At 39.8% G+C, this 26112-nt stretch carries 27 protein-coding genes and 3 pseudogenes; 6 read left to right on the top strand and 24 right to left on the bottom strand.

The annotated features are described in order from the left end of the window. Positions 1-37 precede the first annotated feature (37 nt). The 17 genes from HG267_RS37295 to HG267_RS37215 all read right to left on the bottom strand — a co-directional run bounded on the left by HG267_RS37295 (position 38) and on the right by HG267_RS37215 (position 11281). Positions 38-517, bottom strand: a complete 480-nt coding sequence (locus tag HG267_RS37295; protein ID WP_045873779.1) for a hypothetical protein — start codon at positions 515-517, stop codon at positions 38-40. 21 nt (positions 518-538) lie between these two features. Beyond that, a complete protein-coding gene (locus tag HG267_RS37290; RefSeq protein WP_045873780.1) occupies positions 539-1003 on the bottom strand; it encodes a hypothetical protein in 465 nt (154 codons plus the stop codon). Continuing rightward, on the bottom strand, positions 993-3173 hold the full coding sequence (locus tag HG267_RS37285; protein WP_045873781.1) for a DNA translocase FtsK: 2181 nt from the start codon (positions 3171-3173) through the stop codon (positions 993-995). The genes HG267_RS37290 and HG267_RS37285 overlap by 11 nt, the downstream gene beginning before the upstream one ends. Positions 3174-3182: 9 nt before the next feature. Further along, positions 3183-4010, bottom strand: coding sequence for a lysozyme (locus HG267_RS37280; RefSeq protein ID WP_045873782.1), 828 nt, complete (start codon positions 4008-4010; stop codon positions 3183-3185). Between the two features lie 26 nt (positions 4011-4036). Next, the gene (locus tag HG267_RS37275; RefSeq protein ID WP_045873850.1) at positions 4037-4687 is read right to left on the bottom strand and encodes a M23 family metallopeptidase; all 651 of its coding nucleotides are present in this window, start codon (positions 4685-4687) and stop codon (positions 4037-4039) included. A gap of 4 nt (positions 4688-4691) precedes the next feature. Then, positions 4692-5033, bottom strand: a complete 342-nt coding sequence (locus HG267_RS37270) for a hypothetical protein (protein WP_045873783.1) — start codon at positions 5031-5033, stop codon at positions 4692-4694. Beyond that, complete coding sequence (locus HG267_RS37265) at positions 5033-5521, bottom strand: hypothetical protein (protein WP_045873784.1); 489 nt, start codon at positions 5519-5521, stop codon at positions 5033-5035. Before HG267_RS37265 ends, HG267_RS37270 begins: the two co-directional genes overlap by 1 nt. A gap of 18 nt (positions 5522-5539) precedes the next feature. Further along, positions 5540-6106, bottom strand: coding sequence for a hypothetical protein (locus HG267_RS37260; RefSeq protein WP_045873785.1), 567 nt, complete (start codon positions 6104-6106; stop codon positions 5540-5542). A 4-nt stretch (positions 6107-6110) separates the two neighbouring features. Beyond that, on the bottom strand, positions 6111-6953 hold the full coding sequence (locus tag HG267_RS37255) for a phage terminase large subunit family protein (protein ID WP_045873851.1): 843 nt from the start codon (positions 6951-6953) through the stop codon (positions 6111-6113). Positions 6954-6963: 10 nt separating this feature from the next. Further along, on the bottom strand, positions 6964-7182 hold the full coding sequence (locus HG267_RS37250) for a hypothetical protein (protein ID WP_045873786.1): 219 nt from the start codon (positions 7180-7182) through the stop codon (positions 6964-6966). A 2-nt stretch (positions 7183-7184) separates the two neighbouring features. Next, on the bottom strand, positions 7185-7433 hold the full coding sequence (locus tag HG267_RS37245) for a hypothetical protein (protein WP_045873787.1): 249 nt from the start codon (positions 7431-7433) through the stop codon (positions 7185-7187). Positions 7434-7441: 8 nt separating this feature from the next. Continuing rightward, positions 7442-7993 (bottom strand): hypothetical protein, encoded by a 552-nt coding sequence (locus HG267_RS37240; RefSeq protein WP_045873788.1) that lies wholly within the window; start codon positions 7991-7993, stop codon positions 7442-7444. 22 nt (positions 7994-8015) lie between these two features. After that, positions 8016-8414: a hypothetical protein gene (locus HG267_RS37235; RefSeq protein ID WP_045873789.1), complete on the bottom strand. Its 399-nt coding sequence runs from the start codon at positions 8412-8414 to the stop codon at positions 8016-8018. A 359-nt stretch (positions 8415-8773) separates the two neighbouring features. Next, on the bottom strand, positions 8774-9190 hold the full coding sequence (locus HG267_RS37230; RefSeq protein WP_045873790.1) for a hypothetical protein: 417 nt from the start codon (positions 9188-9190) through the stop codon (positions 8774-8776). Positions 9191-9259: 69 nt separating this feature from the next. After that, entirely contained in the window at positions 9260-9748 is a 489-nt protein-coding gene (locus HG267_RS37225) for a hypothetical protein (RefSeq protein ID WP_045873791.1), read from the bottom strand. A 16-nt stretch (positions 9749-9764) separates the two neighbouring features. Continuing rightward, positions 9765-10319, bottom strand: coding sequence for a GNAT family N-acetyltransferase (locus tag HG267_RS37220; RefSeq protein ID WP_045873852.1), 555 nt, complete (start codon positions 10317-10319; stop codon positions 9765-9767). A 98-nt stretch (positions 10320-10417) separates the two neighbouring features. Further along, complete coding sequence (locus HG267_RS37215) at positions 10418-11281, bottom strand: GIY-YIG nuclease family protein (protein WP_045873792.1); 864 nt, start codon at positions 11279-11281, stop codon at positions 10418-10420. Positions 11282-11445: 164 nt separating this feature from the next. On the opposite strand from HG267_RS37215, the gene HG267_RS37210 reads away from it, so the two are divergent. Together HG267_RS37210 and HG267_RS42050 are read left to right on the top strand one after the other, a co-directional pair. Continuing rightward, complete coding sequence (locus tag HG267_RS37210) at positions 11446-13782, top strand: DEAD/DEAH box helicase (RefSeq protein ID WP_045873853.1); 2337 nt, start codon at positions 11446-11448, stop codon at positions 13780-13782. A 492-nt stretch (positions 13783-14274) separates the two neighbouring features. Then, positions 14275-14499: a Zn-binding domain-containing protein gene (locus HG267_RS42050; RefSeq protein ID WP_045873793.1), complete on the top strand. Its 225-nt coding sequence runs from the start codon at positions 14275-14277 to the stop codon at positions 14497-14499. A 52-nt stretch (positions 14500-14551) separates the two neighbouring features. Here the strand turns inward: HG267_RS42050 and HG267_RS37205 are convergent, their stop codons facing one another. From HG267_RS37205 to HG267_RS37195, 3 genes are read right to left on the bottom strand one after another with little or no spacing between them, the layout of a single operon-like run. Then, positions 14552-15403 carry a hypothetical protein gene (locus HG267_RS37205; protein ID WP_045873794.1) on the bottom strand — a complete coding sequence of 284 codons (852 nt, stop codon included), beginning with the start codon at positions 15401-15403 and terminating at the stop codon, positions 14552-14554. A 14-nt stretch (positions 15404-15417) separates the two neighbouring features. Further along, positions 15418-16218 carry a hypothetical protein gene (locus HG267_RS37200; protein WP_045873795.1) on the bottom strand — a complete coding sequence of 267 codons (801 nt, stop codon included), beginning with the start codon at positions 16216-16218 and terminating at the stop codon, positions 15418-15420. Positions 16219-16238: 20 nt separating this feature from the next. Next, on the bottom strand, positions 16239-17183 hold the full coding sequence (locus tag HG267_RS37195; protein WP_045873796.1) for a hypothetical protein: 945 nt from the start codon (positions 17181-17183) through the stop codon (positions 16239-16241). 305 nt (positions 17184-17488) lie between these two features. On the opposite strand from HG267_RS37195, the gene HG267_RS37190 reads away from it, so the two are divergent. From HG267_RS37190 to HG267_RS37175, 4 genes and pseudogenes are all read left to right on the top strand, one after another. Further along, positions 17489-18079 (top strand): hypothetical protein, encoded by a 591-nt coding sequence (locus tag HG267_RS37190; RefSeq protein ID WP_045873797.1) that lies wholly within the window; start codon positions 17489-17491, stop codon positions 18077-18079. Positions 18080-18358: 279 nt separating this feature from the next. After that, positions 18359-19636 (top strand): RNA-guided endonuclease IscB, encoded by a 1278-nt coding sequence (gene iscB / locus HG267_RS37185; protein ID WP_045873798.1) that lies wholly within the window; start codon positions 18359-18361, stop codon positions 19634-19636. Between the two features lie 142 nt (positions 19637-19778). Further along, positions 19779-20888 carry a hypothetical protein gene (locus HG267_RS37180; RefSeq protein ID WP_045873799.1) on the top strand — a complete coding sequence of 370 codons (1110 nt, stop codon included), beginning with the start codon at positions 19779-19781 and terminating at the stop codon, positions 20886-20888. Positions 20889-20941: 53 nt separating this feature from the next. Next, positions 20942-21160 (top strand): annotated as a pseudogene (locus tag HG267_RS37175) (GIY-YIG nuclease family protein); the annotation flags it as partial. Positions 21161-21189: 29 nt separating this feature from the next. Here the strand turns inward: HG267_RS37175 and HG267_RS37170 are convergent. The 4 genes and pseudogenes from HG267_RS37170 to HG267_RS37160 all read right to left on the bottom strand — a co-directional run. Beyond that, positions 21190-21300 (bottom strand): annotated as a pseudogene (locus HG267_RS37170) (IS701 family transposase); the annotation flags it as partial. A gap of 118 nt (positions 21301-21418) precedes the next feature. Continuing rightward, a complete protein-coding gene (locus tag HG267_RS37165; RefSeq protein WP_339398014.1) occupies positions 21419-21739 on the bottom strand; it encodes a hypothetical protein in 321 nt (106 codons plus the stop codon). 69 nt (positions 21740-21808) lie between these two features. After that, positions 21809-21874: pseudogene (locus tag HG267_RS42045) on the bottom strand (hypothetical protein); the annotation flags it as partial. A gap of 46 nt (positions 21875-21920) precedes the next feature. Then, on the bottom strand, positions 21921-25967 hold the full coding sequence (locus HG267_RS37160; protein ID WP_052335392.1) for a caspase family protein: 4047 nt from the start codon (positions 25965-25967) through the stop codon (positions 21921-21923). Positions 25968-26112: the final 145 nt, after the last annotated feature.

Genomic DNA, 26112 nt, shown 5'->3' with positions numbered 1-26112 from the left:
GAATATCACCAAATAACAATATTTAGAAATAACATATCTACTTTCCAAAAGTCCAAGTATTAGTTTCGTTTAATTCCAATTCTTCAAAACAGTTAACAAAACTCGGAAAGTGAAAATATCTTAGCGGCATTCGAGATATTAATAGTAAAGAAAAATTCTCTAGTATAGCCAACTGTTGTAATCTCAATAAATCGTCGCTAAAACTATCGCTAACAAAGTGCAATCTATCAAAGTTATCAATCACAAGTAGTCTATTTAATCCATCAGATAATTCGCTTACTATATTTTGCCAATTCTGCTGGTAGTACAAATCAAAACTCATAGGAATAACATTAAAGAGATGAGCCACACTAAAAGGATATTCAAGATTGAGATAAACAGACTTTAAAGTAATATCTTTAAGTAAACAGTTTTTAACAGTAAAAGTCTTGCCAATATCCTGTTTACCCCATAAATTAACATTCTTGCCTGCATTTAGTTTACCAATCAACCAAGTATATTCTTTATAACGTAACATTACTATTATCCTTTAGATAAACTACAATTTGTTTGAGATTAAATGTGTGATTTTTTGATTGTGTCTTTCTAAACTCTTTCTAGAAAATTGGTTAGATACAATAAAATTATCTAATAAAAAATCAGGTGATTGTGAAAGTCTTAACAGTACACCATCATCACCACTACTGCGATGATAGTAATGAACAACAGGTGATTGGATAACTGTCAGGTTATCGTTACGAATTGCTCGCCCTGTAACTAGCCCATCCATGATAAATTTAGCGGCAGCAGCTACATTATCACTATCTCGTGCAAAATTTTTGAGATACCAATGGAACTCAATCCACACTGTACTATCCAAATAAAATTCACATTCTCTAACAAATTCACCAATTAAGTTTGTCCAGTACTTCTTAAGTTCAGCACTTGCTTGCCAACTTGACCGTGCCTGGTTAATAATTTCGTTCATACAAGGGGGTAAAGGCATTGTTAGTTCAAATATCATCTTCACCGCCACCTTTCAAGTTATTTAAAAATTCTTCAACAACGTTTCTAAATTTCTTGTATGACCTACCATCTTGACGGGATAAATTGAATACTGCTTTGACGATTTCATCAAGTTGATAGCCCTTTTGATGCAAATTCATAATTGAGTTTCTTGCTTCTTCGTCAAGCTGCACCTTAAAACTAAAACTGCCCTCAAAATCAGTCTTAGATTGCTTAGTTTTAGTAGCAGTAGTGGCTTTAAATTTACCATTATCATTACTACTACTCTCGCCATACAGACTAGCGACAAATTCATCAAAGTCTAACCCAGATTTCCATGCTGTATAAGGATCGTTCTGGTTTTTTGCTTCCAAGAGTAATTGCTGGAAGTATTCAGGGTCTTCATCGTCAGCAACATATAAAGCTTGGAGTCGTAAAACTTCAGTCGTCTTGTACAAAAAATCACCGTATCCCAGCAAATAAACTGCACGCTTGTCTTTATCGTCCCCCAGGATAATACAACTATCTTCAGGGCGGGTTGTCACAAAGGCTGTCTTCGCTGGAAAGTTTGAGCGAATCAATGGGTCTATCACGTTTTTGTCAGGTCGTTGAGTGTATAACAATACATGAATCCCCGCACCACCCGCTTTTGCAAGCAACTTCATCAGCGCAGTCTCAATGCGATCGCAGTAGTTATCATCGGAAAGTAGGTCAAAACACTCGTCAATTAGACAAATCACTCGCGGCATGACATAATCAGGTGCGAAGCGTGAATTGTACTGTGCGATCGTTTCAATACTGCTGTGGCACTCAAATTCCTGGTAACGCAATTCCATTTCTTCGACCAAGTAATCGAGTAAGTTAGCGGTAGACTCTGCATCACGCGCAACTGGGGCAACAAGATGGGGAAGTCCATCAAATTTACCAAAGGTCACTCGTTTAACATCTGAAAGTGCCAATCGAACAACAGAAGGGGGATATCGTCGCACCAAATACAAGATTGCGGCTTTCTCAAATTGCGATTTTCCACCCCGCGTCCGCCCACCACCCAGGATATGGGTCACGTTATCGCTATAAAGGGGAATCTCGACATAAGTGCCATCAACATCAACACCACCGGGGATAGACACCGAATAAATGTCAGGTTCGCCGTCAAAACTAAAGTAATCACGAAAATAAGCAAATTGTCTGTCTAACCTGGGTATGTCAAATACAACTCCCCCAGGCACTACACTCACCATTGGCGCAACTTTTAAGCCTAATTCTTCACCAAGCTGCTGTACTAAGTCATTACCGATATCTTCTACTTTTTTATAACTAACACCCCGTCCCAGTTTTACCCTAATACGGTTAAAAGTAGGGCCATTTTTGGCATCGACATACTTAGCATTAATATTAAAATCTTCTAACGTATCAACTAATAGTTTTCCTGCTTGTCCCATAGTTAAAATATTTGAGCTAACAATCCCATTATTAGCAATTTCACTATTTAAACATTTAGTTTCATTTAAAACAATTGTTCCATCTCTTACCAGCTTTAAATCTATTGCTTTACCTTTAGCACGGGCAACAAGCACTGCCGTTCGGTAGCAATAGTTTTTAATAAAGTTATCTCTCGATTTATTTGCTAAATCAGTAAAGTAACTAATTGGTTTATTATTTAAAAATAAATTATAAAGATTGTGCTGCACTACTTCATAGCCAATCTGCTTGAGATAAATGTTTTTTATAGACTCAATATGTTCAAATAAAGCTTCAATTGGCGAGTTACTAACTATCTCAATCATTTTTTGATATACGTTATTTTTCTCCCACTGTGATGGCATTCGATTGAGATGGATATATTCAAGTGCATAACATACAAACTCGTACTGGTTTAAAGTACAGTGTTCTGCACATATTGATAATATTTCATCATCGTTTGTACCTGCAATTACTGATTCGTATATTACCTGAAATAAAAATTCTAAATTAAATTCAACAACTGGACGTGATAATTTTGTTCTAAAGTCAATCTGCTTTAAAACAGTTTCAGCAAAAAAAACCATTGCATCAGGTAAAGCTTCCCGTACATTCTCTATAATCTCTTCATTGCTCAAACCATCTTGTTTGGCCTGTACAATTGCAGTCCAAAGCTGTTGTTTTTGAAATTCAGTATTACCCTTAATGTCATTGTATGGTAGTAACATTACTAAGTTTCACTTTCTAGAAATTTCAAACTTTTGTAAATGTTGCTGATAATAAGTTCTTAGTTGAGCAATTGATTTCGCATTTTGATTGTAATTATTACAAGGAAACGAAGCCCAAATTCTACCTACTTTGCATACAGCAGTATCAAACCTTCCTGCTTCAATATCACTTAAAGCATTATTACGACGAATATATTCAATTGCCATCTTATCCTGAGAAGCTGGACTAAAATCTTTTAAGTTTAACTTTGGCTGAAGGTCATACCAACTTATATCTAACATTTGATAAGCACCAGCCGCAGTTGAACAAACATTTTTACCATTAATAGGAGCGCACTGTTTCTTTAACGGGTGTGTAGAAAAATCATTAAAAGTTCCGTTAAATACTAACTTGCGATAACTTTCTGGCTCACTTGTTCCTGTTTCTGCCCAACGAATTGTTGCTAAAAAAGCACTCAAACGTGGTGAAGAAGGATGTGGTGAGTAATCTCTTGCACTAACTCTTCCTTTTAAACTATTTGACGACAATGAAGAAAAACCAGTATTTTGAGAAATTGAAAAATAAATTCCCAAAGTAATTAAGGAAGCAGTTGACAAATGAATGGGTTGAAAACGGGATATAAATTGATGACGAGGACTGAAAATCAATCCTACTAAACCACCAACAATAAACCCAAATTTCCAACTATCAACTGCTTTACCAAAACTACGCACCTGACAAACAGTATCTGCACCCTTGGATACCAATCCACATGGCAGTGAAGCTACTCCATAGGAAAATGCAACAGAGCAGCCTGCACCAACTACACCTGATATAAAAATCGGTACAATTTGCATTGCTCTTGCCACTAGCTAAATAACTTTCAACGGTTTGCTAAATATTCGTGTAAATAAAGGCGGGGGTTCTGCGCTACACCATTAACGTGAACCTCAAAATGTAAATGTGGCCCCGTCGAAAAGCCCGTACTACCTACTGCTGCAATCATCTGCCCACGGACAACTTGTTGTCCCTGCTGCACATACAGCTGACTGGCATGACCGTAGAGAGTAGATAAACTTCTCTGATGCTGAATAACAACTGCTTTGCCGTAACCATCCTTGTCACCCGCAAAAACTACTCGGCCAGCATCAACCGCATAAATTGGAGTACCCTTGGCTGCACCAAAATCAATTCCCCTGTGAAACTTGCGATCGCCTGTAATGGGGTGTGTCCGCCAACCAAATTCACTAGTTATAGGAGTACCAGCCGCAGTAGGAAAGGCAATTCGACCGTTATTTAAAACCTTATTACTAACAACAGTTTTAGGAAGTATTAGATTCTGGAGAGATTTAACCAGCAATTGAGATTCAATCCATCCAGAAACCTGGGGAATGACCATAGCTGCAATGACAACTGAGGTTGTGATCGCATATCTCCAACTTTCACTCGAATTAGTATCGGCTGTCTCATCCGAACTAGTTACAGTCGAATTACTAACCTCCTTTTTACTGTCAGTTTCAAAGATTATTCGCATTGTCTCAACGCCTTTTTGCATTAGCAGGAGAAACCTGCCAACAACCAATCTTTGCAGTACTCAATACTTCCTCAAAATCATTCTGAGCTACACGGCAATCAGGAGAATTTAGTCCATCTCCGGATGTTGCAGATTCCTGAACTTTAGGGGAATAGCGCGTAGAGACAGGATTAGAAGATATATTCACGCTAGGTGCAGCAGTAGAAACAACAGCTGGCGATAAAAATTGAAGCTTTTGTGCTAATGCCACAGCATTACGCCAGTTATAAAACTGCAAATATCCTGGTTGCAAGATATCTGCAATCCATACCAGCAGTACTAACCAAAAAATTGCCTTTACCGACATTATTCCAATTGCTTAACCACAGGCAGGGCAAAAGAAGGAACTTCCTTGGGTACAACTTCAATCTTCTTCCCAGCTGCATATCCTGGCCCGGTGTAACTGCCATTAAGGAGAAAATTTAACAGCATTATTAACAACCACACTCCCACAGCAGCGACACCCACAGGAGATTTAATTACATCAGATAAAAAATATACTGGATACCAGCCAAATCTCCAGGGATTTTGTGGATGCAACCTATGTGCTTTCCAAGTCTCAATGTAGGGAATTTCTATCTGAGGAACTCTCGGCTTATAAGCAGTAGGTGCATTAATATACCTAACTTCTACGGGTTGAGTATCATAAGTGGTCATAGGAGAAACGCTAGGTTGCTGATTTACCATTCCTCCTTGCTGTACCTGCTGCAACATATTTTGCAATCGATTGGCAGGCACAATTGCTCCACCTTCAGAATAATCAACATCAAAATTACGGCGTTGATTTCTACTCATAATATGACCTCAAATTAACTAGCTGGCGGGTTTATTATTTATTTGGGAGTTAGTATCTTCCCAAAAATCTTCATCTTGAAGTTGAGCGTAAAACTCTTCTGGAGATAAGATTCCAGGTTGATTTTGTACTCCATCTTCCACAACCTGACTACTATCTACTCGCCCTAATCCAGAAACAGCAGAACGAGGAGAAAATTGAACGACATTTTTAGCAGAAAACTCGTTATTAAATCTCATCCCAGGAGGCGAAACTGGGGGGATTAAAGAAGGCTGAATATCAGTATTAGGAACACCAACATGAAGTTGTTGATTGCCAGATTTTCCCAAATTTTCAGACACTGCATCTGTTTCTTCAACTGCATTGTTATAGTCAGAAATTCCCCAACTCAAGAAACAAGTAAACCCAGCCAGAAATATAACTGCACTCATCCAATGCACTCCTGAATTGGGAGATGGCATCATCTCAATCGTTGTGCGAGTTGAACCTTCCAGGGTAGTACGAATAGGGGTACGTTTGACTGCCGCTACAACATTGAGCGAACACAAAGCTATGCAAATTATCGCAGCAGCAAACTTAACATACATGACATCACTCCCCTGATTTATTAACAGGCTTTCTATTAGGAATTGGCTGAGGTAATTGCTTCTTCATTTGTTGGAGATATATTCGCCTTTCCTCCTCTTTCTGGTGTATTTTCTCGCGGATGTCTGCCACCTGTGCCATCTGCTCTACTGGATCTAAATACCCCCGCGCCCGTAACAGCTGCGCCTGTGCAAGCGAGTATGGTTCTTGAGCATTCCTAATCTGAATTAGCATTTGGTTCAGATCGACTGATGGTTGAGATTCCAAATTCTGGGCGTAATCAATCGCCTCTAATTTACCCAAGATCAAAACAGCAGCAGCCCCGGTTGGTATCTTCTCCTCAACTTTCGTACCATCGGTTTTGCGGTATCCCCAATAAAAACTATTATTTCCAGAAGCCGCTTCTAACAAAACATCCAGCGAGTTGAATTTAACTATCTCCAGTGCCGGCATATAATGAAGGCGGTAAAACCCAGATTTCTCATTAGCCTGCATTCTGGATATTTCACCCCGCAATTGCTGTCCCCACAATGCCGCCGCTAACTGTCGCCAGCCTGTAAGAGTAGGCGCACCTTCTACCGAGGAGTAACTGGACAGATGGTCTATATTGTAGTCAGTACGGGAAAGCTTTTCTAAGTACACTTCTCGAATTTGGGCAACTTGCGCCTTTACTTGCTGTACCTCCGATATCTGATTACCTGGAATTTGTTGCTTCCATCCAACCATTAATGCAACCGCCCCAATAACAGACAGCGCACTAACAGTCGAACAAACCGTCCACAGGGTGACATTTACCTTTTGTCTTCTTCGACTTGGTTGTTTTTTTCGGACAGGTGTAGGAGTAAACATCATTTACCCCTCACGTATTATCAACAACCAACTGCAACTGAGGACGCTTGTTTAACTCGCGCGCGATCGCAATTCCCGCACCACCCACAACTATTCCGGTTAGTAGCAACAGAGGATGCAGGGCAAGAGCAGCCCCCACTCCCAATAGCTGTCCCACCATCCCAGAAACACCCAGGTTCATTAACAAACCACCCGCAGTGTTAACCAAAAAGTCAAATGCTGCACTCATACTTACTCCCTGGTAAACCAAATAACTACTAGTGCCAGAATCAAACCAACTAATTCACCTATGCCTACACCCAGCAAAATTGGCTGGATGCTGTAAATCTCCTGTTTAACCTGAGTTGGGGGAATCGCTACCCATGTCCCAACTACAGTACCAGCTACGACCGAAAGTAAATTTATACCAACTGCTTGAGTAGATGTTTTTCTCAAATTAAGTAAACTCTCATCCCGTATTCGATAGCAGATGGGTAACATCTGAGCTACTATTTCTTCGGAGATTGCCCGGTTTTCGGCTGCGAGGACTTCAACTGTCTGGGCTGCGGTGTCGATGTACCGACCAACAGTGGATGAGTCTCTTCCCCCCAGTTCACTTTGCCGAAAAAATCGTTATCGATGCGCGAATTGATTCGCTCTTGCGCCTGGTCGTAACCAGCCGCAACGGAAGTATTACCTTCAGCCAGCGAACTACTGCCATGAAAAACAAATTCTTCTAGAGCAAGTGTGGAAGATTCAAGCACCACTTTATGGCGTAATTCTCCTAACTGAATTCCTCTGTCTGCATCCCGATAAAGTATTCCTACAAAACTATCAGGAGAAGCTTGTTCTGGATCTACGCCAAATCGCTGTTTAATATACTCGCGCTTGTCGAACTTGTGTTCGCCTACTTCTGATTTGCGATCGCGCATTGCAATCAAGTGCTGGGCAGCTTCTTCTAAGGACATACCTTCACGAGAAGCTATCTCTTTAAGTTGAACTAATTGCTGTTCGATTGTTTCATCAAGCGTATCATTTGGCTGTAAAGCTAAATCTAACAACCGACAGCAGGTACGTACTACATCAGGCGACACCTGCAAAGTCTCTGCCACTTTGTTGATATGCTTCATTGCGCTCAATTCTCCTAATTACTGATTGCACAATCGGGTTGTTTTTTTCTTCATCAGATATATGCTTGGTCAAAAAGTCATAAAGGGTTACGTCGTTGACTTTTTGTAAATAAGCATCTAAGCCACCAGCAGGAATTACCTGTTGTAAATATTCTTCACAAGTCAAACGCCGAATTTTGATAGCAACGTAGAAAATGTCAGCAATCTCAACTGTTGCAGCATCAAAATATCCTCCCCGCTTTCGCGGTTTTACTATACCGGCATAGGGATACCACCGTTGTAAAGCAGCAATGCAAATCCCGTATCTTTCGGCAAGTGTTTTTTGGGTATAGATAACGTTCTCACATATCATCAAACTCAATTCCAACTGAAAGACAACATCAATTGAAAGTAAATTAAACTAGCACTTTACCAAATTACTTATGAATTATTTTTTAATTCACAAACTATTTAGATTTAGTACAAGTACAGTTCAACTAAAATACAACTAAAGTACAGTTAATCTCCTGCTAAACTTTACACTTTCATTTGTTACATATTGTCTATGGGCAATGCAAGCACGTTTGCGTATATGAGTTCAATTATCTTGAAAAATAACTAATAGAGTAAAAAGCACTATAACAGAAACATATACTCAATAGGGTTGGAATGGCTAGAGAAGAGAAATAGCTTCTGCTTGCTTCTTTGGGTTGAAGTAATACAAGCACCAATTTAAATTTGAAAATACTGCTGTAAAATCGGGTATAAAGAAGCAGCGATCGCCTCAAACTTATCACCATCGGGATAGGGTCTAGCAATTTCCTCCCCGTCTTCGTTCGACCAACTCTGCATGAATGGAGTATACTCAAGCGACAGGATTTCAGTTCGCCACCAGCCCGATAATGCCAGTTCTCCACTAGACCAAAGCAGCCAAAAATCAACTCTCTTGTTGCGGTAAGAGTCATTTATTGGATTGGAATAGGGGCGATTCTTAGGAGCGAAATTTTCGGTAAAATAACCTTGAAAATCAATTCTGAGAAAATCTTTTTTAATTTCTGCTATTAATTTAAAGCGAGTATTAGGGTGATGAGCGGCTGCTATTTTGCTAGCACTAAACTCAAATTCTAAAGGTAGCGCCAATGAACTCATCAATTAATAACCTTTCTCAAACTACACTTGAAGCATGATGTGAGCCAAATTGTCCGTAATTTCTTTTAGTCAAGCAGATACTCGTTGTATCACTTGCATTCTGACTGCATTTGCCGCAGCAGTTGCAATGTCTTCCCAGTCACTCTCAACAAGCAGAACTCCAAGCAACTGTCGCAAAATGTCAGAATTTTGGATAAACTCTTCCCTGTACAGATCATTTTGCATCAAGATACCTTCAAGCGTTGGTAACACAGATACTTCTGGCGATTTTAGTCGAAATAACAAAAGCGATCGCGCAACCACAACCGCAGCTTCTTCTCCCACTCCTAAATTCCACTCGGAGAGCAGATGGCGGATTTCACGGTTGAGCGAGACACGCAGTTGGGTCATTCTGCCCAGCAAACCAGGATTTTTCAATAATGCACTTATAGCTGTTCCCCAATCCAACCCGGCTGTCACATCACAGTCAGCCTCGTCCTCGATACGGATTGCTTCTTGAAATGATCCGGAGTGAAATAGTAAATTGATAGCTTCGCCAACAGTCATTTCTTCGTTCATTATTTTTCCTCCAGCACTATCGTAATGTGCGGCGCAGCAAACCGTACTCGAAATATGTCATATCTTCGTATTCTTCTTCGGAACCAAAGTCGATCATGCCTTGATTTTCGTAAAACCGTTCGCTAGAACGTAACGAGTGCAAGCCAACTCTACCACCATATCCCAACTCGATGCTCCTAATTCGGGCGTATCGCAGCAATGCCGCCCCTACTCCCCTATATCGCGGCGGGCGTTGGATTTCCTTGCGGTTCCACGGAGCTGAGGTGATGTACTGAATATATACTAATCGCTGTCCGATAGCCTCTCGCGAACCGTGGAGTTGAGTTTCCACCATCATCAACCCTTGCGTGCAGCCTTCTACTTCGAGAGCGTAACCTTCTTCGTTTTCATTGTTGCTAATGTAGCCAAGTTTAAATAACCAATCCCAGAATTTATCCTCGGTCTGAAAAACACGCAATTGCTCGCGCCAAAGATTTTCAAAATCATCAATGTGATTTTGTGCAAGTTCAACAATAACCCCATCAGTTAGTTGATTGGCAATGCCACGATTTAACTGGACTTGTAAACGCACCAATTCACCTGATAAATTAGACTTAACAATCAGACTTATTGTAATATTAAACTTAATCCTTAAAGCTTTATTTTGTGCAACTAGATAAGGAATGGGTATTACGAGATAGTTGTTGTAATGCAATTTAGCAGTGGTCTACGGTATCTAATATAAGCAGCAGTTGTTAGGCTTTTCTTTCCATCATAATTGATGTAACTATATTCTTCTTGTAATAATAGTTTTTCAAAAATATCTAAATTTTTTAATGTTTTGACTTTTTCACTAAAAATTTCTACTTCTTCAAGATACTGTGTGCGAGCATCGGCATTATCTTCAAGGTATTGAAAAAATTCCCAATCAGTAATAACAAATTCAAACTTACAAACGTTTAAATTGTATGTTGTCACCCATACTTGGCTATATTGCTGCTCGTCTTTACCACAATAAGTTTTGTAATAATTCCAAGCTTTTTTGACCTCATTTGCATACCGTTTTCGTGTTGAATTACTTATTATTTGCTCATCATTAATATTAATAAGAACTAAAATACACGTTATTCCCTCCTCGTCTTTATATTCGCCAGCTACTACTGAACGAATCACGGGAAAAAGCATTGTTGGTTTATTTAATACTTTCAATAACCGCTTAATTTCTCGCTCGATTTGTGGTTGTTTCGGCAAATATTTCTTCACTTTACACCCGTTGAGTTCGGGTTTAAATAAGTTAATACAATACTTTTCTCGTTCGTCCAAGCAGTTGAGTGGAACCTCTTGCCAATAGATACGATGCCTTAGTTTACGGTTGGAGCGAATTAATTGTGGGTATCTGTGGTGAGTTCTACTAGCCCACCGATTTTTTAGGTTGGTGGCTTGTCCGACATACCACACATAGTCATTAATATCGACAATGACGTAAATTCCCGAACGTTCAGGCAAGTGATGGCGTTCACTAAAAGTAACGTTAGACCAATCCTTCCAATTCATCACAATATTGCGGTAAGTACACCCTACTTACCTAAAATTCCCATTGCAAAGCAATAAAGTAAAACCATACTACGGCAAATCCTGTGACAACATTAACGCAATTAGATAATTAGATTTATACTTAACAAATGACAAATATCTTTTGGTAGCAAAAACATAGATTTGTGACCAACGAGAAACCAACCGACTACGCTGCCCTAATCCGCGCCGCTAACCAAACTGTTGGGGAACCTCCCGAATGGTTGACTACTGGCAAACACGTTTACTCCCCTGAATACGGAGTAGGGGAAGTCATGGCATTGTTAGGCAAGCGGTTGATTGTCAAGTTTGTTGAAGAGGTTAACCCGACTCAATTTATCAATTGGGAAGAAGCGATCGCCCTTGGCTCAATTCAATCAAGTAACGCCAACTTGGTTTCTTCCACAACATTGCCCAAAGTCACTAACGCGGTAACTGCAACAGTTTCCGAACGCATTCAACAAATCCCCCACCTGGCATTTCAGTCTGTAGCTCAAGAATTCATTGCAAGCATCACGGCAGTAGATATCAAAAATCCTAACCAAGGGATCGTTCACCCGGTACCCAGCGATTTACCGCCTGCTTTACGTTTAGCATTGCAGAATAACAGTATCGACAGAATTTATTCTCACCAAATAGAAGCGCTGACAAAGTTACGTGCTGGGTTTGATCTAAGTATCACCACGCCCACAGCCAGCGGAAAGACACTGTGCTACAACCTCGCTATCCTCGAATCGTGTATCAAGCAACCGCAAACAACAGCTTTATATATTTTCCCACTTAAGGCATTAGCCCTCGACCAAATGCGAAAGTTGCAATCGCTAGTAAAGGCAATGCCCAACAACCGCATCAAACTCGCATTAATGACGGGCGATACACCTACATCCGAGCGGCAGCGCTTGTTTATTCCCAATCCACCAAACATCTTGGCAGTCAGTCCCGACTTATTGCATCACTATCTTTACAATGTGCGGCGGCGAGATGAGGGGGAAGGATGGCGGCAGTTTTTAAGACAATTACGTTACTGTGTAATTGACGAAAGCCATACCTATATTGGTGCTTTTGGCGCGCACTTTGCTAATTTGATGCGGCGGCTGAGGTTAGCAGTTGATGCTGTTGGTGGTAATTCCCAAAGACTGCAATTTATCTGTTCAAGTGCCACAATTGGCAATCCCCAGGAGATGGCGTTGCGCTTCAGTGGCAGAACTAATCAACCCCAAAGACTACACGTAATTGAACGTAGTGGTGCTGGTAGTGCAGGACGTACCTTATTATGCCTTGCTCCAAATAGTGCAGCTAATGTTGAAGCTTCCAAGATTGTGATTTCCTGGTTGCAACATAAACTCAGTGGCATTGTCTTCTGTAACTCCCGTGCTGCTGTCAAAGGTTTACTAGGGTTAATTCAAAGAGAAACACAACGCCTTGGGCTAGGTTATTTAACAAGCAAGGTGGCGGTGTTTTACAGTTCGTTGACAGGCGATCGCCGCCGAGAAATTATTCAAAAACTACAAGCTGGACAAATTAAGGTGATTATTTCTACTTCTTCTCTAGAAGCAGGAATTGATTTACCCGAGCTAGATTGCTGTTTGCTTCGGGGATTTCCTGGCAGCTTAATGTCATTTTGGCAACGAGTAGGTCGAGCCGGACGCAAACGGCATGGACTTGTAATTTATCTGCCCTTGGGACAAAATCCCATTGATGTATTCTACGCTCGGCATAGCCAACAGTTACTGTCAGGAGAAGTTGAGTGTGCTGCTTTTAACCCAGACTATCCAACAATTCTAGGCAAACATTTAGAATGCGGTTGCATAGAAAGTAGTCTGGCTTTAAAGGAACTCAATAGCCGTTTTGGAAAAGCCGCCGACGCAGTTGCAGGTTCTCTTCTACAACAAAACAAAATTTTTCTGAGTAACAACGGAAAACTGTGGGGAAGAGGTTATCCCCACAAAGACATCAATCTCAGAAGCAGCACTCAAACTTCGATTTCCTTAATTGAGAAGCATACAGGCGAAATCTTAGAAACTATGTCACTTCCCCTTGCCCATCGGGAGGTATTTCCGCAAGCAGTGTATATGATGCAAGATGGGAGCGGCGAGTTAATAGCCTACCGCAGCGAAAGCTTCAACGAAGAGAAAGGAGAAGCATTACTAGCTTATCTAGGTAAAGAGACAGATTTATTTACTGAAGCTGAGTCAGAACTAAATATCCAACCACTTTCTACACTGGCAGAGTCCAAGATCATCCCCACCAAAATCAAAGATGCACGGGTTAGATTAACCCTAGTTTGGGGAGAAATTACTAATTCTGTTACGGGTTATCGGTTGATGAAACGCACTTACGGAATGACTTGTAAAAATCAGCGTTGTGGTAACTACAAAAAACCGCTTGAAGGTAAAACTTGCTCCTTGTGTAGGCATCCTCTAGGGGCAGCTGAAGTAACAAAACTTCAAAAAGAAGTGGCATTTGAGGAGCCATACGTGTGATTTGAAACAAAAAATGAGATTTTAACTCATGATATGCTTCAAAAATGAGTATCCAGTTTATAGTTCACTTTTAGTATTCGAGTTTTTTTAATAATAATGATTATCGTGTAGAGGATAAAAAGACTGATAGAGGCGACGTTTGTATCAATACTTCAGCTTGATTATCATTATTATTTAGCTACGATTTGAGGTTAGCGATCGCCCAACAATAGAGCGATCGCTTGGACAATGAAATATTTGGTTTTTACTCAGATATCTACTAAAACAAAAGTTTTGAACCATAACATGGGCATTTGAAGCATATTTTGAATTGAAAGTTTAAGTTAGAGCAATTTTTTCAGGGATTTTTTGTGCAAGTTTTATCCAATTATGTTTTTTCAACTCATTCTCTATTTATGATTCAGAATTTCAACTCTCACTCATGTATGAATGCAAAGTTGAATTTTGTGATTGGTGCAAAAGCCTGAATTTTCGTTAACTCTTTCTCGATTTATGGTTCAAAAATTTTCCCAAATTATGATTCAAAGGACAGCTATCTTTTCTGACTTGACCAATTTCGCTGCTAAAGCATATGCGCTAGCAGCTGAATGTGATTGTGAAGCAGGTTGTCCAAGGTGTTTACATTCAACTGGTTGTCCGCAGCATAATGAAGCACTGCATAAAGATTTGGGTTTGTTTTTGTTGGATGCGATAAGCCAAGCAGTGCAGAATACCTAATAGCAATGCCCTCTTTTTATGTAAAAATTACTCATAATAAATTTGGAGTATTTTATCTTTTAAAAAATAACAACATCCCATGTGGATTATTTAAAGATACATCTTTATTGCACTTGTGATTCTCCGATTCATCACCTTGTAAATCCTGATTTGAAAGTGAGTACACGTCAGTTGCAACAAGCTGATATCCTTGACTAATTAAATAACCAACTAATTTATCAGGTATTACATGAGATGCACCGTAACTTGGTAATAAATTATGTTCAATTTTATCCTTGTCTGAAATATTTAATTGCACAATACCTGTACGACACAATATATTAAAATCAATCGATTTAACTAAGCCACTTGTAATAATTTCAATTGAATTTAATTCCATTGCCAGTTGCTCTATACTTGCAAAATTCCGCGACCACGGGTTGCCCATTAAAAATAGGCGTATCGATATTGCCTCTGGTTGTACTTTCACAATATCAAGTAATGTTCTCGTAACTGTATGTGGTTGTAAGTAATCTAACACTCCATGAACTGAGACTAGCCGTATGCTATTAGGAGCGTAAAGTTTTGTCAGTTCAAGTTCTGCTAAATTGCGATCGCAAAAATAATTTAACTGTAGATTTGGGTATTGGCTGCGTAAAGCTAAAAACTTTTCTGGTGGATTAGTAGCAATGTCGTAACAGTCGATTGTCGGAAGTTGGTAGCGCGTTAGGTCAACTCCTTCAAAACCAAAAAAAACTTCTCGCTCGGCAAAACCTGCACCCAAAATAGCTACACTACCACCTTTACCTGAAAGAATCGCTTCCCAAGTCAGAGGATAAACATTAGGAGTAAGCTCCAAAAGCCTAGCTTTACTAATCTCTAGGATATTGCCACTGCCTTTGTTTTCTAGGAATCTTACTGCCATAAAACCTCACTATATTATGAAATAACCTTGGGACGGCTGATTGGTGTAATGTCCTTACCTTCACCCAAACGGTACACTTCCCTATACCCGCATATATCAATCTCAAAAAACCTATAGCTCGTAGTAAACTTTGCCCATGCTGCTAAAGGATTAGTCTTGGGCAGATTTGTCGTTGCCTGGTAAGTGATTTCAAAACCTGTGCTACCATCTTGCTTAAACTTCTGTATAAAAATCTGGTAGTCTCTAGCGTGCCAAAAATCTGTGGTTCGACGACGCACTACATCTTGTGAGTCAGAACTCATAGCCCGTGCTGCCGACGCGGACACGATCAATTGAAAATTGTCAGACATTCGCGTTAGAGCAAGTTTCTTGTCTGGGTTTGAAAATAGTTTATCAACAATTGGTCTGAGTTCAGGGTACAAAAAAGTTTCGGCAATGTAAAAGCCTGAAGATTCGTAGATATTATCCTCAAAGTAGCGATCGCTTCCGGCAAGTGCATCAGATTTAAAACGAACCGACTTTTGTAAGCTCGCAAAAATTAAGTCTTCGTATAACTTCTGCTGCGATGCTGGCGTTGCTGCAAGAATTTTAAATGCAGATCCGCGCATCCCCTGAATTCCAATCAAAGCACAGGTACAGTTGAGAGACGCTGCCCACGTCGCTAGAAATTTTCGATAGTTAGTATAAAGTATTAATGCTTCCTGATAGTCAGGAGCTTTAATTTTGAGTAAATGCTTTACTGGGTTCGGCTTAATCTCCCATCCAGGTCTAGATAATAAAGTCCACAATGTTGAGGAATCTTCAATGGCATCCATGCATTTATCCCCGAAGCTTATTAATGACAGTTATTTGTCTGTCCGTTCCTGTCAAATCTCATGCGGGATATGAGTTCCTTCAGATGCGCTGGGTCTACACCAAACCTATGAGCAATGTCATACTCCTCATCTTCAGTTGGCGGTGCATTTAGTGTCAGTAAATGCTCCAAAAACGGTTGTGACCCCCCTAAAGGCAAACCATCATCTGTAAAAGGTAACCTATGTTCGTGCATTGGCTGATCAAATACCGCAGGGCGGGTATTTTGTAGCCACGCTCCAACCTCACCAGGTTTTGGCGGATCTATCCCCAATCGCTCACATTCTTCTAATAACTCATTTGATAATTGAGATTCTATTGTGGAGAGGCTGTGCGATCGCTCCACCAAATCTTGTAACCATTCCTGTAGTTTTCCTGTCTCTGGTAACTGCAAACCCAGCGTCTGACAAGCAGCTACAAACTCTTGCCCAATAATAGCTTCCCGATGCAAATTTCTCAAAAATGCAGCATACTCATCTTCTGATAGTACATTAAGCTGCTGCTGAAAAAACTTCTGAATTTCTCGACTTAAGCGAAATATACGTGATGCCCGAAAATCATTATCTTTCCTGATCCCCTCAATATCACCCAAACCAAGGGAGAGATGATCTACAAACCAAACCCCCATCTGACCCACTTCAGGTACAGGTAAACCCAAGGATTCGCACGCAAATATCAGTTCTATACCCAAAGAGGTATAGCCCGAAAACATCTGCTCCAAATTACCCGGTTGAGGAACTGGTTTACCACTTTTTTGAGCTAGGTCAACTAAATCCAAACCCAAATCAACTAAACGCCTTAGAGTTTTTGCTAAAGTGCCACCCAATATCGGCAGTACATCATCTACCTTTTGCCGCACACCGGGTGCAAGGGTAAAGGATACCCGGTCAGTATCCCCTCCAGAAAAGCGTTCGCGCTGATTTGACACACGTTTTTTGAACTTGGTTTATCTAGGTTTCTCTTCAGTTTATAGAAACAACAGGGTGTTTAGTTACAAATATTAACTTTTATATCAAAACCCATATCACTACAACAACTAAATGACTTGCCCTCAATAAACCCTTTGAATTTAGTGATGTACTAAATTCAAATAGTGCATCACTAAATATTAAATAATATTAAGTTAATACATCACTAACTTTGCGAATCGGTAAACTTTACCTAAAAAGCACAAAACAAGGGCTTGAGATAAATCAAGCTAACTCGGTAAAAATCCTGTAAGAGTTAATAAAGATGCAAAAGAGCTACAAAGTGGTAGAAATACTACCAAAGCAAGGATTAGAACCCAGACAATTTCTACGCTACTGCTTCGGTATAGCCGAACTCAGCCCCCCAGAACTTCTCGAAGAAGAAACAGATTCGCAATACCGCAAAAAATGTATCACCGTACTATGTGCAGTCTTAGGTGTGCAAAGACCGACAGTCCGTAAGTGGGGAAGCGATCTCAATTTTGACGGAATACCCAACTACTGCAAAGCTTCACTTGCTTACATTCACGCGGCCGAAATCATACCAAACCAGCTAAAAAGCATCTTGACAGGAGAATACAACGCACCGGAAGTAGACGCTCAAACCTTTCTAGAAAAAATACTCCTTGAAGGGTTAACTGAACAGCAAATACTGCAAACTGTTTCTCACGCCAATTTTCGTGCAACTTGTGTCAAAACCCTCACGCAAGTATTACACATTGGCACCAAATCAGTCCAAGATTGGGGTCAAGATATGTCGTTTCACAAAATGCCCAAAATTCACAAGCACACCTTGGGCTATGCTTTGGCTGCTATTTCCAAATCATCAAAAGCTTGGGACAAACAAGCAGCCTGAATTATTTGCAGTGACTGAAATAGGTAAGTCAACGACCTAAGCGTTGAGTGCAAACCCCTATAAGGCAAGGGCTTGCAGTTAACTCTAGTTGACCAGTTCAAGTCCATTAAAGGGCTACGTTTACGACAAGCGTTTAAGAACTCACCTTGGGGTGCGTGCCAGCCCCAGGCTCTGAAACCAGATTGTTAAAAGTCCGAGGAGGTTTAGGACCGTGCAATTTGGATAGTTACCGATCGTAAACATGAACGAGGCAAACTTTACCCGTAAGGAGATGCAGAAATGCAAACCAATTATGTTTTTCTTGTTGACACCAATAAACAACCATTAAACCCAATTCATCCCGCGAGAGCGCGAGAGTTACTTAACAAAAATAAAGCAGCAATTTACCGACAATTTCCTTTCACTCTTGTGCTGCACAAGGCAATTGATAACCCAGTTGTTCGACTACTTACTCTTAAGCTTGACCCTGGTAGCAAAACTACAGGGATAGCATTATTAGATGGGGAGAATGTTATTTGGGCAGCAGAACTACAACATAGGGGCTGGTCCATCAAGGACGCACTTAACAGCCGCCGCTCGTTACGTAGATCTCGTCGTAGCCGCAAAACTCGTTACCGTATGGCTCGTTTTGATAACCGTAAGCGACCAGAAGGGTGGCTACCTCCTTCGTTGATACATCGTGTTCTCACAGTTGAAACTTGGGTAAAACGGCTTTGTCGCTACGCACCTATCGCTCAAGCTGTTATGGAATTAGTCAAATTCGACACGCAAAAAATGCAAAACCCAGAGATTGACGGCATCGAATATCAGCAAGGACAACTCGCTGGTTACGAAGTCCGACAATACCTTCTAGAAAAGTGGGGGCGTCAATGTGTTTACTGTGACAAAGAAGGCGTGCCACTTCAAATTGAACATATTCATCCAAAATCCAAAGGTGGTAGCAATCGTGTCAGCAATTTAGCTCTTAGCTGTAAACGATGCAATCTTAAAAAAGGGACACAACTTATTGATGAGTTTTTGAAAAAAGATGCAAAAAGATTAGAGAAAATTAAACAACAAGCCAAAAAACCATTAAAAGATGCTGCTGCTGTTAATGCGACTCGTTGGACACTTTTTCATACCCTAAAAGGTATTTTGCCAACAACAACAGGAACAGGTGCTCAAACAAAGTACAATCGAACTCTTTTTCAACTAGAAAAGCAACACTGGATTGACGCGGCTTGTATTGGCGACATTAAAGCAATTAAGTTGCTAACATTGCAGCCACTACTAATTAAAGCGAATGGTTGGGGAACCAGACAAATGGCTGGTACAAACAAGTATGGCTTTCCTATCCGTCATCGTACTCGTCAATCGCTTCATTTTGGCTTCCAGACTGGCGATATAGTTAAAGCCGTTGTGCTTTCAGGGAAGAAAGTGGGTCAGTACGTTGGTCGCGTATTATGTCGCGCCAGAGGCAGTTTTGACATCGTTACCAAAACCGGAAGAGTTGGAGACATTAATCATAGGTTTTGCAAACCCATTCACAAGAAGGACGGATATTCGTATGCTTTTTAAGAGAAATCTTAGGCAGTTAAAATTGCCGACGATTTTCACCCCCATGTCTCAAGGCAGAGGCACCCGGCCTTTAATTTCTGGTGGTCTTTTAAGACCAACGAGCTTTTAAGACCAACGAAATTAATGCAAAGTGAATCTTATCATGCCAGGAACTATCACATCAATCTCTTATCTCCAAAAACATCAATTAGATCCAAATCCAACCGCACATATCGAAACCAGCAGTCTGGAATATTTGCACGCCGCTTTCCTACTCTACGAATACAAAACCACCTACAGCAAGAAAGAATACCGAACCTTGCTCGATACATACGGTTGGGACAAAGGAAGCTCTGAGGAAAAACAAGCGCTCAAAATAGCCGAAAACTTCCAAGAATTTTTAACTTGTCCTCAACACCTAGCCGCAATTCCAGTAACAATACTTCTCAGGTTGTGTTCTCCTCAATACAAGCCAATTATCAGTCAGCTACAAGATTATCCAATTGGGGGATTAACCTGCAAACTGGTACTGGAGTTAATCGAAGAGAGGAAAGCCCTCCTTAAAACCCAAAAGCAGGAACAACAAAAGCAGATATCAATCTGGCGCAGAACTCCAAAAGGCGATCGCTACTGTCAATTCCCTCCTCAGTGGGAAGAAGACCACCAAACAGGGGTACTTACACAGGAATTGATCGACGGATATGGGCTACTCCCTCAGCAAATTCTTCGTGAAGCGATCGCAGATTATCACGCCAAAATCAAATCCCAAGAAAAAGAGCAGTCCCAGGAAGAGACTGCTGAATCTAAAGTGCTTGAGTCGAGTATGATTCCACAATTAGAAACATCCCCAACAGAGATAGAAAAAGCTCTAGAAGTTAATCCCAGACTAAAACAAAACGAACAAACCAGCACTAGTAACGCTACAGAACAGCAGCCAGTTGGAGAAGAAGTGTTAATGCTGACAGAAAAACTCAAATCAGCTACCAGTTATTATCAAATTAGAAGTGCTATATACAGGCATCTGGCTGTTAAAGATGAAGCTTGGAAGCAGCTTTCCCCAGAAGAACAGTTAAGAATTAAAAGATTGTTTCCCCAGGAAATATTAGCTCTCCAAACAGCCAGAGAAGCATGTTTAATTATTGACTACTATGAGTTAGAAACTGGCTGGTTCCAAGTATTTATTGCAGGTGAAGATAAGCCTGTAAGCATTAGTAAATCAAATTTAATTAGTTGGGTACAAGAACAAGAAAGACTCAACTGCGTCACTACGTAAACCACCACAATCAGCTAACGCTTCAGCTTTCAAGTTAATCTAAAAAAGCATAAATGGAATTGTCAGGAAAGATACCCTCAATTCCTTGCTGCTACATGATTGAGCTATCTCGTCCGCTTGGAAATGAGAAACATCAAGCTCGTTACTACTTAGGTTCATGCGCGAACCTCAAGAAAAGATTTCAGCAGCATCTACAAGGATCTGGCGCAGCATTTACTCGTGCTGCGATAAAACGCGGCATCGAATTCAAAATTGTCCACGTATGGAAGACTTCAAGTAAACAAGAAGTCCGTCAATTTTCCATTATTTCTGCCAGACGGGTGCAACCTGGGTACTTTGATTCCGCCAGTAGAAACAGAGTATAAGTGTTGAGGTCACACTTGGCTGTGGATGGTTTGGTAGTCGCTCTGATAGTCCCAACCTGCTGATAGAGATGACTTAAATTATCCGTCTTTCAAGTCCCTACAATTTCTTGAGTGCCTGTTTTATCCTTATTGCTCTTACTCCACTTCTTGTCTAATTCGTCAACGCTAAGTTCTATAAGATTCATCATTTAAATATTGTTGCCATTCTTCTGGTGTCAAATTTCGCGTTAGATGGTTACAAGCTTCTTGAATTAAGTCTTCTGCTCTCCAGAGCCAAACTTTTACCGTGCCATCATTACTTGTTGTAGCTAAGTATTTTCCATCTGAGCTAAAAACTACTGTCTTAATATCATTATTAGTCAACCGTGAAATTTCTCGACCACTAGGAACTTCCCATATCCTTGCAGTTTTATCTGCACTTGCTGTTGCTAAATATTTACTATCTGGACTGAATGCGACAGAGTATACATAACCTTCATGTCTCATACAAGTTATTTCTTTACCGTTAGTAAATTCCCATATCCTTGCAGTTTTATCTGCACTTGCTGTTGCTACATATTGGTGATTTGGACTGAATACAACAGTGGATAAATCATTTGTCGGAAAATAAATTTTAAACATAAATTTAAATATTTTTTAATTTCGATAAAAAAGATGAAACAAAACTTTAATCAATATTCTCATGAGCTATTTGTATAATTTTATTTTCATTACCCAAACTCCAAATTATGGCAACACCATCAGACCTTGCTATAGCTAAGTATAAATTTTCTTCATCACAGCTAAGAGTAACATTATTAACTTTAATTTGTCTATCGTTATTTTGTTTAACTACTGTTACTTCTGTTTCTTCATAGGTAATATACTTGGATTCTTCTTGGCTTAGAACCTCCCAAACCTGATTAGCAGTATTTTGGTTTGTCTGCGAGTGAGCTATTTTATCTTCAATAGACAGTACACGTATTTCCCACATTCTATTATTAAGAGTTTCTATTGCAATAGCTAAATACTTCCCATCTGGGCTAAAAATCAAACTACGTATAAGCTTGCCTAAGTCTTTACCTTTTATCAAAACTAATGACTCACTTGTGTAATCTTTCCATCTTTTTATATACAGCGTATTATCTTTAATTACTGTAGCTATATATTCTCCATTTGGGCTAAAACATAACAACTTTACAGGCATATCATAAACAATGTGAGATACAAGTTCTTTCCCATTGTTTATGTTCCATATTTGAATGTTTTTGTTTTCATATATAGTGGCTAAATGTTTGCAATCTGGACTAAAAACAGATCCACACATAATTTCATTATTAATAGATTGTACATCTTTAGTTTTATAGTCAATAGAAGTAACTTCTGGCATACAATCCAACTTCCATATTTGAGCAGAAGAACTGGCTATTATATGGTCTTCATTGTAAACAGGGCTGAAAACTATTTTATGAACATAAGTATCATGATTTATTCGCGCAGATTCTTGCCCACTATCAATTTGCCATATATGCGTAATTCCAGATCTACCTGTTGTCGCTAGATATTTCCCATCAGGGCTGAAAGCAAGAGAGTATAAAATATCTGTATGAGGTATACGAATTATTTCTTTTCTGGTAATGATATCCCATACACTTACAGTATATTTTTGCTTAGATAAGTCATTAACTGCTGTTGCTAGATAACTTCCATCAGGACTAAAAACAACAATAGAAACTTCTTCTTGTTCTATGCTTTTGAACTCTTGCTCGCTATCCCACATCACAAAAATAACCTGATTTTTATATGACAGTGCTAAACACTCTAAATTAGGGTGTAAAGCAATGGCACTAATCTCACTTTCAGAAATAAGTTTTCTTATTGGAGTTAATTTTCTATTTATTAATTGCCAAAATATTACTTGGCTTTTATGAACTATAGCATTAACTTGAGGGTCAAAGTAAGATAATGGTAAAACTGCTACAATATAATTCCTAGAGGCGCAAAAATCAATATCTATTATTATTGTTCGTAAAGTTTCACTACTTATTGCCTTACCCGTTAATAATTCCCAAACCCAAATAGTATGATAATCGTATTGATATGCATTGTTAATAAAAGATTCATTACTAATAGTAACTAAATAATCGTCATCAATGAAAAAAGATGAAGAAATAGAAAAGTTATAATTATGAGAATTAAGCGGAGGTGAAATTTGTTTTCTATGTTTTAGAGACTTAAGAAGTATGTTACTATTCCACTGCCATATTTGAACAGTATCTTCTTCTTGATGAACAGCTAAAAGATTGCTATCTAAACTGAATGATATAGCTGTTGTCATATTTTTATATTCATTTTTTAAATTTAATAGAGGACGAGCTAGTAGACTTAATCCTTGTCTTAAAGCCTGATCTGTTTCTACAGAGTGATAGCGTTTCACAGATTCTACAGCTAGTAAAACACTACGTTCTAGTAAACGAGGTTGTTGATTTCGTAGTAGTTCTGATTGTGCTGCTAATTGGCGTGCAAGAGCAATTTTACGCTGTTCTTCTGCTTCTTCATATAACTTTTTCCAATGCAGTTCTTGCTGAATTTGATACTCTTGACTGTTTTGAATAAACTCTTTTGCTAAATTCGATAGAGGCACAGTATCTACCTCATTATGAAGAAATTTCTCGATTTCAGCTAACCTTAACCCTGTTAATAAATAATCCTGAGATTTCTCTTTATCTTGCCACTCTTCTGCCGCAGCCTGAATCTTGCGCTCAGTTCTAATCGCCTCCCGATTATTATCCAGCAACTCCCTCAACCTTGACCAATGGCGAATCAAAGCTTCATGAGCCACATCCACTACCGCCACCTTTTCTTTACCTCTGCGTTGTTCGCTAGTCACAATTAACTTGGCTTTTGCCAGTTTTTGAATTACTTGCTCTACCAACTGTGCAGATTTACTCAAAGAAACTAAATCTCGCTGCGGAACTTGCTTGCGCGTGTCTGGTGTCCCTTCTCCTAACTGAGTCAAATTAATAAAAATCAAGTCTGCTATTTTTTGTTCTTCAACTGACAATTCTTTGTAAGTTTGTTCTGCCAAATTTTCTAGAGTTTTTCTGACTCCACCTAATTGGTGATAACTATCTAATTTCAACCAATTGAATGTTTGCCGTTGCCAAAGCTGCTCTAAAGTATATGACAACAAAGGCAGCATTCCCGGCTCGGCTTCTTGTGTTGGTTGTTCTACTGCAATTCCTAAGTCTTGGAGAATAGCATTAATTAAATTTTCCTCAATCTTCCGTCCTAATTTGGCGGCTGGTTCGCGAATTGCTCGCTGTAACTCTTCCACAGACATGGGAGTTACCATCACTAAATTGCTTTCAATTAAATCAGCCAGTTCATGATGTGCCGCACACTTACCTAAAAAATCATCGCGCATGGCAAATATGAGGCAGAGTTTATCTGCTGTTTGTTGCAGCGCTCCTAATAAACTAGCAATAAACTGCTGGCGATCGCTTAGATTTTGACACACTGTAAAAATCTCTTCAAACTGATCGATAATTAGTAGAGTGCGGGGCGAGCGCGATGCTTTAATTAATCTTGCTAGTCCTGTTGCTCCTTCATTTATTGCATCTTCGGCTATTTTTAACTGTTCTGCGCGTTGGATATCTGTGGCTGACTCATCCAAAAAAGCCGTTGCTAAACTTACCAAAGGTTGTTCTGCGGGAGTAAAAATCCGAATTTTCCATTCCTCTGTTCCCGGTAATCGTCGCTGTTGCTGTAATTGATAAATTAACCCCGCCCGCAATAGAGAAGATTTACCACTCCCCGATACCCCCAAGACTGCTAAAAAATTTCCCTTCCCCACCTGAATACTTTGAATCAGCTTTTGAGTTAATAGTTCTCGCCCATAAAAATAATCAGCATCTGCAACTTCAAAAAAGCGTAACCCTTTGTAAGGACAAACTCCATCGGGGATATCGATCAGAACATCTTCCCGTTCACCAGTAAGAATAATTTCTTGGTTGGGGTTATACCATATCGGCTGTTGAGGAGTATCTTTCAGGGTTTGGGCAATATACTCAATCAATTTGTCATTGTTAACCAAACCATCTGGCTGTTGTCTGGGATCTAGTCCTTGCCAAAGTGCTTTGGAAAATACTCCATGCTTACCATCAATATCTTCCTCAGCCAGTTCAAATTCTCTCGATGCAGCAATCAAAAACCGTGTTTGTTTTTGTAGTGATGTCCCTAAATCTGCTTGGGCAAAATTGAAGAGTTCTCCACTGTAGCAGCAATCTAGCCAAACAATTTGCTGCTTGACGGGGCTTTTTTGCAACAGTTCTCCCAACCATCGCAAAGAAACACCCCACTGATTTTTTCGCGGAGCGACATCGCTGCTAGCCAAAAACCCTTCAGTTACACCGCCGCGATTTTTACGTAAACCATGACCGATAAAATATAACAGGGCTGTTTCGGGAATACTTGCGCCTACTGGGTTAAATAATTGAATAATTGCATCTTCTAAAGTATCAGACTTGACCAAGCCCTCAGATGCGACTTGACGCTGTTCGCCCTGAAGCACTTCTGGTAGCCGCCGCACGCGAAAATCACCATATTCTTCTAATCGTTGGGCGATCGCTTCGGCGTTGTTAGCAGCAGACACAAGATGTTTGGCTTTGCTTGTTGGAGTATCCTTGAGAAAAGGATACTGATTAATTCCTACTACCAGCGCGTCTCGACTCATGAGAATGATTTAACACAGTTGAGTTAAGGATAATCATGGGTTGGATTGTAGCAAGACCTCGAACGGTATGAAACTAAACCCAACAAATCCTGAAAATATTGCGTTAGTCTACTACCAAGAGCGAACTGCAATCAATAAGTTGTTA

It is taken from the genome of Tolypothrix sp. PCC 7601 (genome assembly GCF_025677855.1).
Taxonomy (GTDB): domain Bacteria; phylum Cyanobacteriota; class Cyanobacteriia; order Cyanobacteriales; family Nostocaceae; genus Aulosira; species Aulosira diplosiphon.
The sequence above is the reverse complement of the archived record's forward strand: the minus strand, read 5'-3'. Positions and strand labels throughout refer to the sequence as shown.